The following is a 17,354-nucleotide window of genomic DNA, read 5'->3' on the forward strand; positions in this document are numbered from 1 at the left end:
ACCCAACACAGAGGTTTTTCCTCTGTACTGAGTCTTTTTTTTGAAATGTTGGTGAGGTAGGGACGATGGGGGAATTTTGCCCCTGATACGCTACCTCGACTTGCCCTTAATTATCATTCTGCCACATCTCTCATACTGAAGCTGAATCTTCCCATCTTGTCTTTACCGAGACATACGACTTTTACCACATCTCCCAAAGAAAGAACATCTTCTACTTTATTGACTCTTTCCTTAGAAATTTTAGAGATATGGACCATGCCTTCTTTTCCCGGTGCGAATTCTAAGAATGCGCCAAACTCTTTGATGCTGACAACTTTTCCTTCAAATACTTGCCCGGCTTCAAAATCTGTCACAATCGTAGCGATCAATTTTGCAGCCTTGTCCATGCCTTCTTTTTCTGTTCCACAGATGGACACTGCTCCATCGTCTGTAATATCGATCTTCACGCCTGTCTCATCAATGATTGCATTGATTGTCTTTCCTCTTTGCCCAACTACATCTCCAATCTTCTGCGGATCGATCTGCATCTGTATGATCTTAGGCGCATATGGTCCAACTTCCGGACGAGGCTCGCTGATTGCTTTATTCATAATCTCGTCCAGGATATATGTTCTTGCCTTCTTTGTAGCAGCAATTGCTTCCTCAATGATCGGTCTTGTCAGACCATGGATCTTGATATCCATCTGGATTGCCGTAATTCCCTTATGTGTTCCTGCAACCTTAAAGTCCATGTCTCCAAAGAAGTCTTCTAATCCTTGGATATCCGTCAGCACCAGATAATCGTCATCTGTCTCGCCTGTTACCAGACCGGCTGAAATCCCGGCTACAGCAGCTTTGATCGGCACACCTGCTGTCATCAATGACATACTTGATGCACATACACTTGCTTGAGATGTAGAACCATTGGATTCAAATGTCTCTGACACGGTACGGATCGCATATGGGAATTCAGACTCATCCGGCAGTACCGGAAGCAATGCTCTTTCTGCCAATGCTCCATGTCCAATCTCACGGCGTCCCGGACCTCTGGAGGGTTTCGTCTCTCCTACAGAATAAGACGGGAAATTATAGTGATGCATATATCTCTTGGATGTCTCTGCCTCATCCAGTCCATCGATACGCTGTGCGTCAGACAAAGGCGCCAGTGTTGTCACTGTACATATCTGTGTCTGCCCTCTTGTAAACATAGCAGATCCATGTACTCTTGGTATCAGATCTACTTCTGCGGCAAGCGGACGTATCTGGTCAATGGCACGTCCATCCGGACGTTTGTGGTCTTTTAAGATCATCTTTCTGACTGTTTTTTTCTGATACTGGTAGATTGCCTCTCCCAGAACTTCCAGCCATTCTTCCTTTTCTGCAAATGCTTCTTCCAGTTTCTCTGTGATCACACGGATATTTTCTTCTCTTGTCTGTTTATCATCTGTAAATACGGCCTCTTCCATCTCTGTAGGAGGAACGATTTCTTTGATAGCGACAAACAATTCTTCCGGCACTGCACAGCTTGTATATGCGTGTTTTGGTTTTCCACATTCTGCAACGATCGTATCAATAAAAGCAATAACTTTTTGATTCACTTCATGTGCAGCAAAAATTGCCTCGATCATCTTGTCTTCAGGTACCTCGTTTGCCCCCGCCTCGATCATGATCACCTTCTCTTTTGTAGAAGCGACTGTAAGAGCAAGATCAGATACTTCTTTCTGTGCGGCTGTCGGGTTAAATACGAATTCTCCATCTACCAGGCCTACCTGTGTAGTAGAAATCGGTCCGTCAAATGGAATATCAGAAATACTTGTCGCGATCGCCGCACCAAGCATTGCCGTCAATTCTGGGCTGCAGTCCTGATCTACTGACATGACCAGATTTTCCAATGTGACATCATTTCTGTAATCCTTTGGAAAAAGCGGACGCATAGGACGATCGATCACACGACATGTTAAAATCGCATTTTCAGATGCCTTTCCCTCTCTTTTATTAAATCCCCCTGGAATCTTTCCTACTGCATACTGCCTTTCATTATACTCTACGCTCAGCGGGAAGAAATCGATCCCATCTCTTGGCTTTTCTGATGCCGTTGCTGTACAAAGAACGGTCGTATCTCCATAATGCATAAGAACCGCTCCATTCGCCTGTTTCGCCACTCTGTCAACGTCTACACGAAGAGTCCTGCCGGCAAGTTCCATTTCAAATTTCTTGTACATGTTTTTCTCCTTTTTATACTCAAACATTTTCAGACCAAAGCCCCGAAACTACTGAAAAACATATTGTACACCAGCAATATCCTTTTCAGTGGTCTCGGCTTTATGCTTTTAGTCCGCAATCTTTTATATTATATCACATTCTATATAGTTAAGCAAATCAAAAAGGAAGCCAAACAAGCTTCCTTTTTGTAGTATACCTTATTTTCTTAATCCAAGTCTTTCGATCAAACTACGATATCTTTCAATATCTACTTTTTTCAGGTATGCGAGCAGACCACGTCTCTGTCCTACCATTTTCAAAAGACCTCTTCTTGAATGATGATCTTTTGGATTTGCCTTAAAGTGCTCAGTCAGCTCATTGATTCTTGCTGTCAGAATCGCTATCTGTACTTCCGGAGAACCTGTATCTCCTTCACTTCTGCCATATTCTGCGATAATCGCCTGTTTCTTTTCTTTTGCAATCATTGTTACTCCTCCTTATATTCTTTATTTAACCGCCAGATATTAAGTAACGGTTGGAGTTATCCTGTTACCGAACATCGGCTGATTTCATACTTGCTAAGTATACCACAGGAAGTATCTTGTGTAAAGCTTAATTTTACTACTTACTACTTCCGGCGCAGTCAGACAAAGCATCCCGGAAATATGCCTTTCCATAAGAGATATCCTGTTCTACATGTTTTTTTAGTTCTTCCAAAGAAGAAAAGGTTGTCTCCGGCCGTTCAAACGTATAGAATTCAATCTCTGTCTGTTTTCCATAGGCATCCGCATTATATGCAAAGGCGAATACTTCTGTCAGCCGTTTCTGTTCATCGGACACAGTAGGTTTTACTCCTACATTCCCAATCCCTTCATACCAAGTCCCATCCACTTTTATCCGGCAGGCATACACCCCGAACCGAGGCAGTATTTTTTCTTTCTCCGGCGCCACATTCATCGTCGGGAACCCTAAGGTTCGTCCAAGTTGTTTGCCATGTTCTACTACACCTGTCATGCCGTAGCGGTATCCCAAAAGAGTATTGGCAAGTTCTATCGCTCCCTGCGAAAGTGCTTCTTTGATATACGTACTGCTGATCACCTTTCCTTTATATTTTTCCTTCTCGATCACATCCAGTTTATATCCATATTCTGAAGCAAACTCTGCCAGCATCTTCACATCCCCTTGTGTTCCATATCCAAAATGGAAATCTGCTCCGACAGCAATATACTCTGCGTGAAGTTTTTTTACAAGAATTTCTTGGATAAATGTCTCTGCCTTCATAGTTCGCAGTTCTTCCGTAAACGGACAGGTGATCAGCCAGTCTGCCTGCCCTGTGAGCTTTGTCTTACGTTCTTCATTTGTCATCAGGCACTCTCTGCCCATATCAAACGTAAATACGACACTTTCACAGTTTTCATCTGTATGTTCTTTTATTTTAGCAAGTAATTTCTGATGTCCTCTGTGCATGCCGTCAAACTTTCCCAAAGTTACAGCTGTCCGCTTCTTTCCCTGATAGGATTGGATGTCTGTAATGTATTGCATGTCTTTTATCCTTTCACTTCCTACTGGCTCAAAAACATTTTTCTTACCTTAAAACTTTTCTTTTTTTCATCGTAATAAAAAATCCCAATAAACTGCTGTTGTTCATCATAGACCCTTACTTCCTCATCTGCATGGCAGCACATGTCATCCGCCTGTTTTTGAGCCGGAAACGTATTTCCATTATACGCAAGCCTTGCCTCTTTTTTGCCTACCGTAATCCTTCTTAAATCTGAAAACATACGATCTGTTGGAATGAGAATTTTGTCAAGCTCACCTTTTTTCATATACATTTCGATTTCTTCCAACCGCCGACTGTCTTCTGCCGCAAAACAGCTTACCTTTGTGCGCAGAAGTTCTTCCATACAGCCTCCTGTACCGAGCTGTACACCTATATCATGACATAATGTACGTATGTACGTCCCTTTTGAACAATGGATACGCATCCTGACTCTGGGGAGATCCATCGCAAGAATATCAATCTGATAAATCTGTACCTGACGCGGCATCCGCGTCACTTCCTTCCCTTCCCTAGCGAGTTCATACAATTTCTTTCCATTTACTTTAAGGGCCGAATACATTGGCGGAATCTGCTCATATGCCCCAATGTATCCCTGTATACATTTTTTTACAGTTTCTTCTGTCAGATGTTCCGTTTCCTTTTCCTCAAGGATTGTTCCGGAAATATCCTGCGTATCTGTCTCCTTTCCAAGAAGCAGGGTACACTCATATATCTTATCTTTCTCTGTAAGCAGACTGCACAGTTTGGTCGCTCTCCCAAGACAGACCGGAAGAACTCCCTGGGCATCCGGATCCAATGTTCCCGTATGCCCAATCTTTTTCTGTTTTGTGATTCCTCTTAACTTTGCCACTACGTCATGGGAAGTATAGCCTTTTTCCTTATATACATTCAGGATCCCATTTATCATGCTTTTTCATCCTGCCCTTTCTTCTGTCCCAACTGATGCAGGATCTGCCTGCTGATATTATTGATCACATCATGTGCTGTTCCTTTTAGGATACAGCCCGCTGCGCGGACATGACCGCCTCCTCCGAAATACCGAGCGATCCTGCTTACATCCACCCACTCCTTTGAACGCAAGCTTACTTTAAAAGTATGCAGCTCTGTTTCATGCAGGAATATCGCCACTTCACACCCCTTTGTCTGGCGAAGCTGGCTTACAATTCCTTCCAGATCGGAAGGAACGGCTCTAAAAAATTCCATATCTTTTCTTGTGACAACTGACACGATACAGCGTTTATCCAAAATCAGCATACTCTCCAGCAGAGCCTTTCCCAATATCTGATTCTGTACATATGTTTTTTCATAATACGTCTTATCTATGATCGCATTTCCGTCGATACCTTTGCGCAGCAATTCCGCAGCAGCTTCCATTGTCTCCGGCGATGTACAAGAATACTGGAATACTCCTGTATCATGGGCGATTCCCATATAAAGTGCCTCTGCACATGCCTTACTGATTTTTCCCTTGTCAAGCAAGGTGAAAACAAGTTCTGCTGTAGAACTTGCATCCGGTACAATATAGTTGCTGTCTGCAAACGCCTCATTACTGATGTGATGGTCTATGCACGCTGTTTCTTCTGCCTGCTCAAAGAGCACACTTGCAAAGCCAAGACGTTTTATATCGCCACAATCCAGACAGATAAACAAATCATAAGGTTTACACGGATGTATTTCTGTCTTCACTTCTTCTGTACCGCAAAGGATCTGGAATGCCTTTGGCACTCCCTCCAGATATACCTCTGTCTCAATCTCTGGATACTGTTCTTTCAAATACAGATACAAGCCAAGCGTGGAGCCCACACAATCTCCGTCCGGGCGGACGTGACCTCCCAGAGCTACTCGTTTCTTTCCATTTAGCAAATCAGTCAATACCATATTCATTCCACCTATGCCTCATCTTTTATATTCTTTGTCACCTCGTCTATTTTATGACTGATATTCACACCATATTCGATAGACTGATCTGCAATAAATTTGATTTCTGGCGTATTTCTCATATTGATGGTCCTGGCAAGTTCCCGCCGGATATATCCTTCCGCACTCTGCAGACCCTTTATTGTATCTTCCTGCGCTTTTTCATCTCCTAATACACTGATGTACGCCCTGCAGGTTTTTAAGTCGGGTGCCACCTCTACTGCCACAACGGAAGTCATTGGAGCCACTCTGGGATCTTTGATCCCACCGCGGATGATATGACTTAATTCTCTTTGTACCTCCGCATTTACCCTTGTATTTTTGATACTATTTTTTCTCATACTAAGCTCCCCTTTTCACCGCCGGGACTTTTCCCGGCTTTACTTTCTTTCTGTCTCTACCATCTTATAGGCTTCCACTTCGTCGCCTTCCTTAATATCATTATAATTTTCAAATACAAATCCACACTCGTATCCTGCTTTTACCTCTTTCACATCATCTTTAAATCTCTTAAGAGATGCAAGCGGACCGTCGAACACTACGATTCCATCCCGAATCAGACGCACAGAACAATTTCTTTCAAATATCCCATCTTTTACATAGGCGCCTGCGATTGTACCTACTCCGGATGCTTTGAATGTCTGCCGTACTTCTGCGTGTCCTAATGTTTTCTCTTCGAACACAGGATCCAACATTCCCTTCATAGCCGCTTCTACGTCTTCGATCGCATTATAGATAACTCTGTAAAGTCTTAGGTCCACGCCCTCACGGTCTGCGATTTCTTTTGCTGTCGCATCTGGACGCACATTAAATCCTATAATGATCGCATTGGAGGCAGATGCCAGGATCACATCGGATTCGTTGATCGCACCAACCCCTCCATGGATGATCTTAATGACAACTTCATCATTAGAAAGTTTCAGAAGACTCTGCTTGATCGCCTCTACAGACCCTTGCACATCTGCTTTCACTACAATATTCAGTTCTTTTAAGTTTCCTTCCTGGATCTGTGTAAACAGATCATCCAATGACATCTTCGATTTTGTATCATCCAACAGTTTTACTTTATTATGCGCGATAAATGTCTCTGCAAAGCTTCTTGCTTCTTTTTCAGACTCACAGCCTACAAACACTTCTCCTGCATTGGGCACATCGTTAAGCCCCAGGATCTCAACCGGCTGAGACGGTCCTGCTTCTTTGACACGTCTTCCCTTATCATCCATCATGGCGCGGACTCTTCCGTGTGCACTTCCCGCTGCGATCGCATCTCCTACATGGAGTGTTCCTTTCTGTACAAGGACTGTAGCTACAGAACCTTTTCCCTTATCCAATTCCGCTTCGATCACCAGACCACGTGCGAATCGATTCGGATTTGCCTTTAATTCCATTACTTCCGCTGTCAGAAGAATCATCTCCAACAGCTCTGGGATTCCTTCTTTGGTGTGTGCGGATACAGGAACAAAAATCGTGCTTCCGCCCCAATCTTCAGGAATTAATTCGTATTCTGTTAATTCCTGTTTTACACGTTCTATATTTGCGCTTGGTTTATCAATCTTATTGATTGCCACAATAATTTCTATTCCGGCTGCTTTTGCATGATTGATTGCTTCCACTGTCTGCGGCATCACTCCATCATCTGCAGCAACGACCAGAATAGCAATATCTGTAGAATTCGCCCCACGCATACGCATCGCAGTAAAGGCTTCATGTCCCGGCGTATCTAAAAAGGTAATCTTTTCTCCGTTTGCCTCTACGACATAAGCACCGATATGCTGTGTGATTCCCCCTGCCTCACGGCCGATGACATTTGTATGACGAATCGCATCGAGCAAAGAAGTTTTCCCATGATCGACATGCCCCATGACACAAACTACCGGAGGGCGTTTCACCATTGTACTTTCGTCCTCTTCCTCTTCTTTAAGCAGCTCTTCGATCACATCTACTACTTCTTCTTTCTCGCAGAGCACTTCAAATTCCATTGCTATTTCTTCCGCTGTCTCAAAATCGATTTCCTGGTTTACTGTAACGACTTTCCCCTGTAAAAACAGCTTCTTTACAATAACTGAAGGGACGATCTTCATTTTATCAGCCAGTTCCTTGATCGTAAGTACTTCCGGAATAACAATCTGTTTAATCTGTTCTTCTTTTTTCTCTGCCGGTTTTGGCTGTGGTTTTTTCACTTCAGCAACAACTTTTTGTTTTTTGCTTTTCTTGCCTTTACTCTCAAATGCCTCATCTCTCAGCTCTTTTTTCTTGTAGTCTTTTTCTTTATCTTTTACTTTGCTGCGCTGATTCTTCTGCTGCTGTTCCATCATCGGCATAGAAAGAGAATCTCTGTCTTCTCTTCTGGAATCGCCTTTTATCGGACGCTGTCCCTGGTTATCAAAGCGCCGGTTCCCACCAGTATTTCTGCCATCTCTGCCATCTCTTCCCGGTCTGGACGGACGGCTGTTTTCCTGTCCGAAATTCCCCTGTCTTGTATCCCTGCGTGATGTATTTCCGGATGGACGACCTCCCTGCTGTGCTTCACCACCGTTGCGATTTGTTCCCGTTCCATATCCTTTTGGACGATTCTGTCCCTGGGTATTTATGCCACCCTGACGCCTGCTCTCTGAAGATGTATTTTCTGCCGGACGGGCATTCCCCTGGGATGACACTCCCACCGGACGGGTATTTCCCGAAGATGACACTCCTGCCGGGCGGGTATTTCCCGAAGATGACACTCCTGCCGGGCGGGTACTTCCCTGAGATGACGCTCCTGCCGGGCGGGCACTTCCCTGAGATGAAGTGCCTGTCTGCTGCGCAGAATTCCCCTGCGTCTGCGCTCCTGTCGGACGCCCCATAGTTTGGGTTGTCTTTCCCGCCGGACGTCCTGCCTGTGCCGGTCTTGCAGGACGGCTGCCCGCTGCGCCTTGCGCCGGACGTGCCGTCCCTGCTGGTCTTTGCCCTCTAGCCGCAGGTCTGTTTCCCTGTATTCTGTTTACATTCTTAGAATTCTGCGGACGGATCACAAAGGCAAGATTCTTTTTCTTCGGAGCTGCCTCTTCTTCCTTTTTCTTTTCTGGTTTACCCGCTTCATTTCTAATTTCTTCCACTACATTTTCCTCCAGAGAACTCATGTGACTTTTTACCTCCACATTCTTTTTTCCCAGAATATCCATCAGTTCTTTATTGTCCATCCCCAACTCTTTTGCCAGTTCATGCACTCTCATTTTTGACATATATCACTACCTCCTTTATGCAATATCCTCTCTCGTCTTAAATTCCTTCTGAATTCCCTTTGCAAATCCTTCGTCCAATATCGCCAGAGATGCACGGAATTCTTTTCCCATTGCATGCCCTAAGGTATCTTTATCTCCGTAAAAATAAATTGGAACCTTGTAAAATTTACACATTTCCCGAAATTTTTTCTTTGTATTGTCAGATGCATCCGCCGCCACAATGACCAGAAAGGCCTTTCCCGACTTTGTCTCTCTTTCTGTCAGGAATTCTCCGCTCGCTGTTTTTCCCGCTTTCGTTGCGAGTCCGATCAGGGATAATATCTTATCTTGCCTCAATCTCCTCCATCTCCCTTTCCAGCTTTTCATAAACTTCCCCGGGAATTGCCTGCCCAAAGGAACGTTCCAGCCCTTTCGTTTTGACTGCCTTTTCAAAGCACTGCCGTGACAGACACATGTAAGCGCCCCTTCCATTTTTTCTTCCTGTCGTATCCAAGGAAAATGCCCCGGTCTCATCGCGCAGCACCCGCATCAATTCTTTCTTTGGTTTCATCTCTTGACATCCCACACATTTACGCATAGGAATCTTCTTTTTATTTCCCAAACAAGTCACCTCTGTCTACATCTTATACTTCACCGTCATCTGTCTCTATGAATTCGTATTCTTCCTCTTCTGCCGTATCTTCATAGGTTTCCTCATAGTCTTCCTCATACTCCTCATAGTCGCCGGTATAGCCTTCTTCTCCCATCAAGCCCATCTGTTCCATATAGTCTTCCGGAAGTTCTCCTGCTTCGATTGCCTGCGTCTCACTCTTAATATCGATCTTATAGCCTGTAAGCCTTGCCGCAAGTCTTGCATTCTGCCCTTCCTTGCCGATTGCCAGCGAAAGCTGGTAGTCCGGTACGATCACACTTGCCACTTTCTCCTCCGGATCCGCCATAACAGAAATTACTTTTGCCGGACTTAATGCATTTTCGATCAGAAGCGCCGGATTTTCATCCCAGTTGATGATATCGATCTTCTCTCCACGCAGTTCCTGCACTACCGCATTGACTCTGGCACCATTCATCCCAACACAGGCGCCTACCGGATCTACATTTTCATCATTAGACCAAACAGCCATTTTCGTACGGGATCCGGCTTCACGGGCAATGCTCTTGATCTCTACGGTACCATCCCTTACTTCTGCCACTTCCGCCTCAAAGAGCCGTTTTACCAATTCCGGATGTGTACGGGACACCAAGATTTTCGGTCCCTTCGGCGTATTTTTCACTTCTACCACGTATAACTTGATCCGCTCTGTCGGCTTAAACGTCTCTCCCTTTACCTGTTCATTCTCTGTCAGCATAGCGTCTGCTCTGCCCAGATTGATACTGATATTCTTGCCTACATAACGCTGTACGATACCTGTCACGATATCTTTCTCTTTTTCAAAATACTGGTCGAACACAACCTTCCGTTCTTCTTCTCTTATTTTTTGGAGTATCAGATTCTTTGCGTTCTGTGTAGCGATACGTCCAAATTCCTTTGACTGTATCGAAACCTGTGCCACATCTCCCAACTGCAGTGAAGAATCCAGCTTTTCTGCATCTTCCAGACTGATCTCCAATGCCGGATCCAGCACTTCCTCTACCACTTCTTTCTCCGCATATACTGCATAATCGCAAGTTTCTCTGTCCATGATCACTTTGATATTGTCTGCTGTTCCAAAATGATTTTTGCAGGCGCTGATCAAAGAGTTTTCTATGGCATCCATCATTGTTTCCTTACTGATATTTTTTTCCTGCTCAAGAATCGTCAATGCTTCCAGTAATTCTGTATTCATTTTTTATTTCCTCCTAAATTTAAAAATCCAAAGCTAAACGAATCAGCGCGATCTCACTTTTCTGAAATGTCTGTGTGGACGCATCCTCATAGGTGATAGTCACAGATTCTTTGTCATATTCCTTTAAAATACCGACAAACTCTTTCTGTCTGTCAATGGCCTTGTATGTCCGTATCTCCACTTCTTCTCCAAGACTTCTCTGAAAATCTTTTTCTTTTTTCAAAGGTCTGCCAAGCCCCGGTGAACTTACCTCAAAGATATAAGAATCTTCAATATAATCTTTTTCATCTAAAATGTCGGAAAATCTCCTGCTGACTGTTTCACAGTCATCTACTGTGATCCCTCCGGGCTTGTCGATGTAGGCACGCAGATACCAAGTACCTGCCTCTTTTACATACTCCACATCCACCAGTTCAAACCCATTTTCTTTCACGATTGGCTCTAAGAGTTCCTCTGTCTTCTGCTCATATTCTTCTCTTCTTGACACGACAAACTTCCTTTCTCTGGTATAGACTTACTCGTTCAAAGGAGAGCTCTGCCGGAAAAACCTCCGGCAATAAATAAGAGTGAACTTTCGTTCACTCTTCTGCCGGCTTCCTATGTAACTGTATAATAGTGTAGCACTGTTTCACACAAATTGCAAGGAAATTCTTTTCTTACTTTGCCTATGTTACTGTCAAGTAATCGTTGGCAACTTTCTTTTTGATTTATCTTTTTGTTGAAATAGCATGTTTTGTCCCAGTCTAATATCCAGCCATGTACAACAGTCGTTTTCTCTCCCCCTGTATCTTTCCATTTAATCCAACCATATGTCCAATCACCGGATATTCATATCCTTTTCCGTCTTTCCTTGGCGCTTTCGCTGACATCAGAATCTCTCCATACAATTCTTCTACTTTTTCTTCTTCAAATACCGGCCGACGCAGACGTTCGGTCACTTCATACAGCTTTCCACTGCACTTTTTTGCCAGGATCTTCGCCAGATGATTTCCTCCCTGTTTGCTCCAACTCCTATGTCCATGCTTCATTCGCTTTGCGATCACGCTCCATACATGGTTTTCCATCGTTCCCATATTCCGATATGCCAACCCTTCCGGTGGCTCTGGAAGATTGAGATTTTGAGACTGGTAAGGCACGAGTCCTTCCCGGTTGTTTTCATAATAACGAATCAGGTCTTCTACATCTTCAATCTCTGCCTCATCACTTAAGCTGTTTCGATAGATTTCCAGATACCGGAATACTTCTTCAATCTCTTCAGCTTTTATCAGCTCTAAAACAGCATCCCTCGCAGCCTGTTCATGGATTTTCTCTTTCGCAGCCTTATTCCGGTGGAACGGGTCTAACTGAAAACAGGTGCTTTTATCTTTCACTTTCTTGATCCAGGATGCTCCGTCTGCGTTTAAGATTCTTTGATCCACTTCATCCAGGTTAAACTCCTGCGCGATTGCTGCTTCCCGATATTCCTGAAACTCCTTTGCTTTGGAAAATCCGGCAACGACTACTTTATTTTCCAGCGCATAACGATCCGAACCGGTTTTTCGCCATCCTTCATAAGCAATCCCGATCTTAATCTCTGATTTATCCTGTTTTTCCTCTTTCCGGTCTTTTCCCTGCAGCCTGATATAAACTCCATCCGCTTCTTCAAACAGGACGGGAACCTCTCTTTTTCCTTTCACATGCCCTTTCTTATATTCTTCTGTCAGCTCCGCTTCATCCTCACAGACTTTTTCCCCTAACGCCTGAATGACGTTCCATACTCCCATCGCACTGATCGTCTGTCCAGTCATCTCACTGACCTGACGGGCACATTCTCTGTAAGATAGTTCTGTGATCCCGTTTACCAACAGTTCCGCCATATTCGTTGAGAGCAAACCCACGTGATCCAGATCCAGTGTTTCGTTCAGCAGATATACAAAACGCTTTCTTCCGTCCTCCTCTGTCACTTCATAAACATTTCTCTGATAGGTCACCTCACCATATACGGTCTTCACAGTTGTCTGTCTGCCCCCTTTATTCCGGTACTTCTTTTTGTCTCTGTCCTCCATCAGCATCCGGTCATACCGTTCCAGGAACTCTTTTGGGAACTCCCTGCCGATCTGGCAGACCCACGCATAAATATTTTTCTCTAACTGCTTGAATGTTACGCCGTTTTCCTTTATCATTGAATTCATCATACAGACTCCTTATGTTTTTTCTCGTCAATTAAACAATAAGATAAATCTGTATGATTGGGAAGAGGTTTCGATCTCTTCCCTTTATTTTTGCCAATGATAATTATACTCTAAGTTTGCCTATAACCATTTCAAGTACTGATCATACACGTGCCTTTGTCCCGGTACCATCCCGCTTTGCCAGGCGCAGTCTGTTTAATACCACTTCTTTTTCTTTATACAGCGCCTTTGCTTCCATACCTTCTTCAAACAAATATACCTGCTCCAACTCATCTTTCTTCTGAAGTTTCATTCCTCGCACTCCCACAGCGCCTTTCTTCTTTTCCGGAACTTCCGCTGCCATAAACCGCAGGAAATACCCACCCTTTGTCTGCAATACGAGATTCTGGTTTTCATTGACCACACAGACGGCGAGCAGCCTGTCCTCCTCGTTTAACTTCGTTGCCGCAATGGTCCGTTTCGACACCTGAAATTCACTGCCCTCTACCCTCTTTAACATTCCCTGACTGGTAGCAAACAATAATCTGGCGAAACGCATTTGCTCGGCATCATATACGGTGATGATCTGTTCTTCACTGCTCACATAATTACTTACATTATCGATCGGGATCCCTTTGTCTCTGAATTTTCCATAGGGCAGGTCTAACACTTTGATCTGATGCATTTTCCCGGTATCTGTAAAGAGGCAGATTTTACCTGTATTCATACAGCGGACAATATATTTATTCTCGGCGTCTGCCGCTTCTTTGTTCCTCTCATATACAGAAACATCCACTGTCTTTGCATAGCCGAACCTATCCATCAAAAATATGACTTCCTGTTCCTCGATCTTTTTCTCCTCAAAGACTGCTTCTTCCGCATTTTCTACGACTGTCCTGCGTTTTCTTCCATATTCATTTTTATAAGAATCCAATTCTTCCATGATCAGATTCGCCATAGAATCATAGTTATTTAAAATATCCTCATATCTGGCAATATTTTTCAACGTCTGATCATGCTCTTTTTGCAGTGCCTCGATCTCTAATCCGATCAATTTATACAAACGCATTTCTAGTATTGCAGTCGCCTGCCTCTCGGTAAACCGAAGGAGTGCTGCCATTTTTTTAGAAATGCTAGATTTAAATTTGATATTGTCTGTTACGCCGTTGACCAAGCAGGCTTTTGCATCTTTTACAGACGTACTTCCCCGCAGGATCTCAATGATCAGATCGATCACATCGCACGCCTTGATCAGCCCTTCTTGTACTTCCCGCCTCTCTTCCTCTCTTTTAAGCAATGTCTTATATTTTCTCGTCGTCAATTCAAACTGAAAATCCACATGGTGCTCGATCACTGCCTTTAAGCCCAAAGTCTCCGGTCTTCCGTCCGCCACAGCAAGCATATTGACGCCGAACGTATCTTCCAGTCGTGTCTTTTTATAAAGCATGTTTTTTAGATTTTCAGCGTCCGCTCCTTTTTTGAGCTCTAATACGATACGAATTCCTTCTTTGGAAGACTGGTTGGAAATATCTGTAATATCTGTTGTCTTTTTGGCCTCTACCAGCCCAGCAACATCATTTAAGAACTTGCCGATCCCGCTTCCGATCATCGTATAGGGGATCTCTGTGATAACAAGCTGTTTCTTGCCGCCCTTTAACTCTTCTACTTCTACCTTGCCTCGGATTTTGATTTTTCCTTGTCCCGTCTCATAAATCTGCAGCAGATCATCTTTATTGACTACGATTCCGCCTGTAGGGAAATCCGGTCCTTTGATATATTTCATCAGCTGCTTCGTACTGATCTCATCATTTTTCATATATGCCTTCACGGCTTCGATCACTTCGCCTAAATTATGGGTCGGGATGCTGGTCGCCATCCCGACCGCAATTCCTTCAGCCCCATTGACAAGCAGATTTGGTATGCGCACAGGAAGAACGACAGGCTCTTTTTCTGTCTCGTCAAAATTTGGTCCAAAATCGATCACATTTTTATCCAGATCAGACAGGTAGACTTCCTGCGTAAATTTCGTAAGTCTTGCTTCTGTGTACCGCATTGCCGCCGCACCGTCTCCCTCTATGGAACCAAAATTGCCATGTCCGTCTACTAACACCATACCCTTTTTGAATTCCTGCGCCATAACGACCAGAGATTCATAGATAGAGCTATCTCCATGAGGATGATATTTACCCATTGTATCTCCCACAATACGCGCACATTTACGATATGGCCTGTCATAGCGTATTCCCAGCTCATGCATATCATAGAGCGTCCTTCTCTGTACAGGTTTTAAGCCGTCACGCACGTCTGGCAACGCCCGTGCGATGATGACACTCATGGCATAATCGATGTATGCTTTTTTCATAAGATCTGAATACTCTGTTCTTATTATCTGTGATTCACTGTTCATTTCCTTATCTCCTCGTCCTTTCAGACACATTATATATCCAGTTCTGCCTCTGTGGCGTTTTCATAAATAAACGCTTTTCTAGGAGGCACCTCAGTTCCCATCAGCATCTCCGTCACACTGGATGCCATACGGGCATCTTCGATCTCCACCAGCTTCAAGAGTCTCCTTTCAGGATCCAGCGTTGTCTCCCAGAGCTGCTGTGCGTCCATTTCTCCAAGTCCTTTATATCTTTGCAGCGTAAAACCGCCGTCATGAGTCTTTCTGTATCTCTCCAATGCCTTATCATCATACAGATACTCTTCTTCTCCTTTTTTCGGCATAGTCTTGTACAGCGGCGGCATGGCAATATACACATGCCCTTCATAGATCAACTCCGGCATGAATCTATAAAACAGCGTCAAAAGCAGTGTAGAGATATGAGCGCCGTCTACATCTGCATCTGCCATGATGATGATCTTATCATAACGCAGCTTGCTGATATCAAAATCATTGCCGTATCCTTCCGAAAAGCCGCAGCCAAACGCATTGATCATCGTCTTGATCTCTGCATTGGCAAGGATCTTATCAATACTTGCTTTCTCTACATTTAAAATTTTCCCTCGGATCGGGAGGATCGCCTGGAAATTTCTGTCCCGCGCCGTCTTCGCCGAGCCGCCCGCAGAATCTCCCTCCACGATAAAAATCTCACATTTACTCGGATCTCGGCTCTCGCAGTTTGCCAATTTCCCATTACTGTCAAAAGAATATTTCTGCTTCGTCAAAAGATTCGTCTTTGCTTTTTCTTCTGTCTTTCGTATCTTCGCCGCTTTCTCCGCACTGGAAAGTACTTTTTTAAGCACCTCAAGATTACGGTCAAAGTACAATACGATCTCATCTCCCGTCACCTTACCTGCCGCTCTCGCTGCATCCGGATTGTCCAGTTTTGTCTTCGTCTGCCCTTCAAACCGTGGATCCGGATGTTTGATCGAGATGATCGCCGTCATGCCATTTCGTATATCCGCTCCGGTAAAGTTGGCATCCTTCTCCTTCAGGATCCCAAGTTCTCTGGCGTACTGATTCATAACCGATGTAAACGTTGTCTTAAAACCAGTCAGATGTGTGCCTCCCTCGGCATTATATATATTATTACAGAAACCAAGTACATTTTCATGGAATTCATTGACATACTGTATAGCCGCCTCTACCTCGATTCCTTCCGACTCTCCTTTGAAATAGATTGGTGCGTGCAGCGCTTCTTTTTTCTTATTTAAATCCTGGATATATCCTATGATTCCTTCCGGTTCATGATAGATTTCTTTTTCCGCTTTTTCACCGCGCTTGTCTTCAAACACGATCGTCAGCTCCGGATTCAGATAGGCTGTCTCATGCAGACGGCTCTTTACCTCGTCAGCCTTAAACCTTGTCTTTTCAAATATCTCACCATCCGGCAGAAAATTTACTTCTGTTCCCGTCTTTCGCGTCTTTCCTATTTTGGGAAGCAGTCCATTTTCCAGCTCTATGACGGGGATCCCTCGTTCATACCGGTCATGATGCACATAGCCGTCCCTGCTGATCTTTACATCCATATATACAGACAATGCGTTTACGACCGAGGAGCCAACTCCGTGCAGTCCCCCACTGGTCTTATAAGCCGAGTCATCAAACTTTCCGCCTGCATGCAGTGTTGTATAGACAAGGCGAGCAGCGGATACACCCTTTTGATGCATATCAACAGGAACTCCGCGTCCATTGTCAGCAATAGTCGCGGAGCCGTCTTTTTCCAGCGTCACTTCGATTTTTGAACAAAACCCTGCCAAATGCTCATCCACTGCATTGTCTACGATCTCATATATCAAGTGGTTCAATCCCTTGGTCGATACGCTTCCGATATACATTCCCGGTCTTTTTCGGACTGCTTCCAGCCCCTCCAATACGGAAATACTGTCCGCATCATATGTATTCTGCTTTCCCATATTTACTCTCTCCTACTTCTTTTACACCTCTTGCCAGGGGTTGCCTCTCCCTGCACTATTGGTTAATTCTAGCACATACGATAGGGGTTTTCAAATAATTTTTCCTTTTCAACCGCTCCTGTTACTGTCAAGTAATCGTTGG

Annotated in this window: 14 protein-coding genes; all 14 read right to left on the minus strand. The window is 44.2% G+C overall.

The window, feature by feature from the left end; genetic code table 11:
* Window positions 1-113: 113 nt before the first annotated feature.
* On the minus strand, window positions 114-2,201 hold the full coding sequence (locus BN3282_RS13005; protein WP_059069789.1) for a polyribonucleotide nucleotidyltransferase: 2,088 nt from the start codon (window positions 2,199-2,201) through the stop codon (window positions 114-116).
* 198 nt (window positions 2,202-2,399) lie between these two features.
* The gene (gene rpsO / locus BN3282_RS13010; RefSeq protein WP_059069791.1) at window positions 2,400-2,666 is read right to left on the minus strand and encodes a 30S ribosomal protein S15; all 267 of its coding nucleotides are present in this window, start codon (window positions 2,664-2,666) and stop codon (window positions 2,400-2,402) included.
* Between the two features lie 136 nt (window positions 2,667-2,802).
* Window positions 2,803-3,723, minus strand: a complete 921-nt coding sequence (locus tag BN3282_RS13015) for a bifunctional riboflavin kinase/FAD synthetase (protein WP_059069792.1) — start codon at window positions 3,721-3,723, stop codon at window positions 2,803-2,805.
* Window positions 3,724-3,743: 20 nt separating this feature from the next.
* A complete protein-coding gene (truB, locus tag BN3282_RS13020) occupies window positions 3,744-4,649 on the minus strand; it encodes a tRNA pseudouridine(55) synthase TruB (protein ID WP_059069794.1) in 906 nt (301 codons plus the stop codon).
* Window positions 4,646-5,626: a DHH family phosphoesterase gene (locus BN3282_RS13025; protein ID WP_059069796.1), complete on the minus strand. Its 981-nt coding sequence runs from the start codon at window positions 5,624-5,626 to the stop codon at window positions 4,646-4,648. The genes truB and BN3282_RS13025 overlap by 4 nt, the downstream gene beginning before the upstream one ends.
* A gap of 5 nt (window positions 5,627-5,631) precedes the next feature.
* Window positions 5,632-6,000, minus strand: coding sequence for a 30S ribosome-binding factor RbfA (gene rbfA, locus BN3282_RS13030; RefSeq protein WP_059069798.1), 369 nt, complete (start codon window positions 5,998-6,000; stop codon window positions 5,632-5,634).
* A 39-nt stretch (window positions 6,001-6,039) separates the two neighbouring features.
* Window positions 6,040-8,880, minus strand: a complete 2,841-nt coding sequence (infB, locus tag BN3282_RS13035) for a translation initiation factor IF-2 (RefSeq protein ID WP_082667546.1) — start codon at window positions 8,878-8,880, stop codon at window positions 6,040-6,042.
* Window positions 8,881-8,895: 15 nt separating this feature from the next.
* Window positions 8,896-9,216, minus strand: a complete 321-nt coding sequence (locus tag BN3282_RS13040; RefSeq protein WP_059069800.1) for a L7Ae/L30e/S12e/Gadd45 family ribosomal protein — start codon at window positions 9,214-9,216, stop codon at window positions 8,896-8,898.
* Complete coding sequence (gene rnpM / locus BN3282_RS13045) at window positions 9,203-9,481, minus strand: RNase P modulator RnpM (protein WP_059069801.1); 279 nt, start codon at window positions 9,479-9,481, stop codon at window positions 9,203-9,205. The genes BN3282_RS13040 and rnpM overlap by 14 nt, the downstream gene beginning before the upstream one ends.
* Window positions 9,482-9,503: 22 nt before the next feature.
* A complete protein-coding gene (gene nusA / locus BN3282_RS13050) occupies window positions 9,504-10,703 on the minus strand; it encodes a transcription termination factor NusA (RefSeq protein ID WP_059069803.1) in 1,200 nt (399 codons plus the stop codon).
* Window positions 10,704-10,722: 19 nt separating this feature from the next.
* The gene (gene rimP, locus BN3282_RS13055; protein ID WP_059069805.1) at window positions 10,723-11,190 is read right to left on the minus strand and encodes a ribosome maturation factor RimP; all 468 of its coding nucleotides are present in this window, start codon (window positions 11,188-11,190) and stop codon (window positions 10,723-10,725) included.
* Between the two features lie 256 nt (window positions 11,191-11,446).
* Window positions 11,447-12,874 carry an ISLre2 family transposase gene (locus BN3282_RS13060; RefSeq protein WP_162858255.1) on the minus strand — a complete coding sequence of 476 codons (1,428 nt, stop codon included), beginning with the start codon at window positions 12,872-12,874 and terminating at the stop codon, window positions 11,447-11,449.
* A gap of 142 nt (window positions 12,875-13,016) precedes the next feature.
* Window positions 13,017-15,260, minus strand: coding sequence for a DNA gyrase/topoisomerase IV subunit A (locus BN3282_RS13065; protein WP_059069809.1), 2,244 nt, complete (start codon window positions 15,258-15,260; stop codon window positions 13,017-13,019).
* A gap of 29 nt (window positions 15,261-15,289) precedes the next feature.
* A complete protein-coding gene (locus BN3282_RS13070) occupies window positions 15,290-17,212 on the minus strand; it encodes a DNA gyrase/topoisomerase IV subunit B (protein WP_059069811.1) in 1,923 nt (640 codons plus the stop codon).
* Window positions 17,213-17,354 lie beyond the last annotated feature (142 nt).

Origin of the sequence: Mediterraneibacter massiliensis, from assembly GCF_001487105.1 — a bacterium.
Classification (GTDB): Bacteria; Bacillota; Clostridia; order Lachnospirales; family Lachnospiraceae; genus Mediterraneibacter; species Mediterraneibacter massiliensis.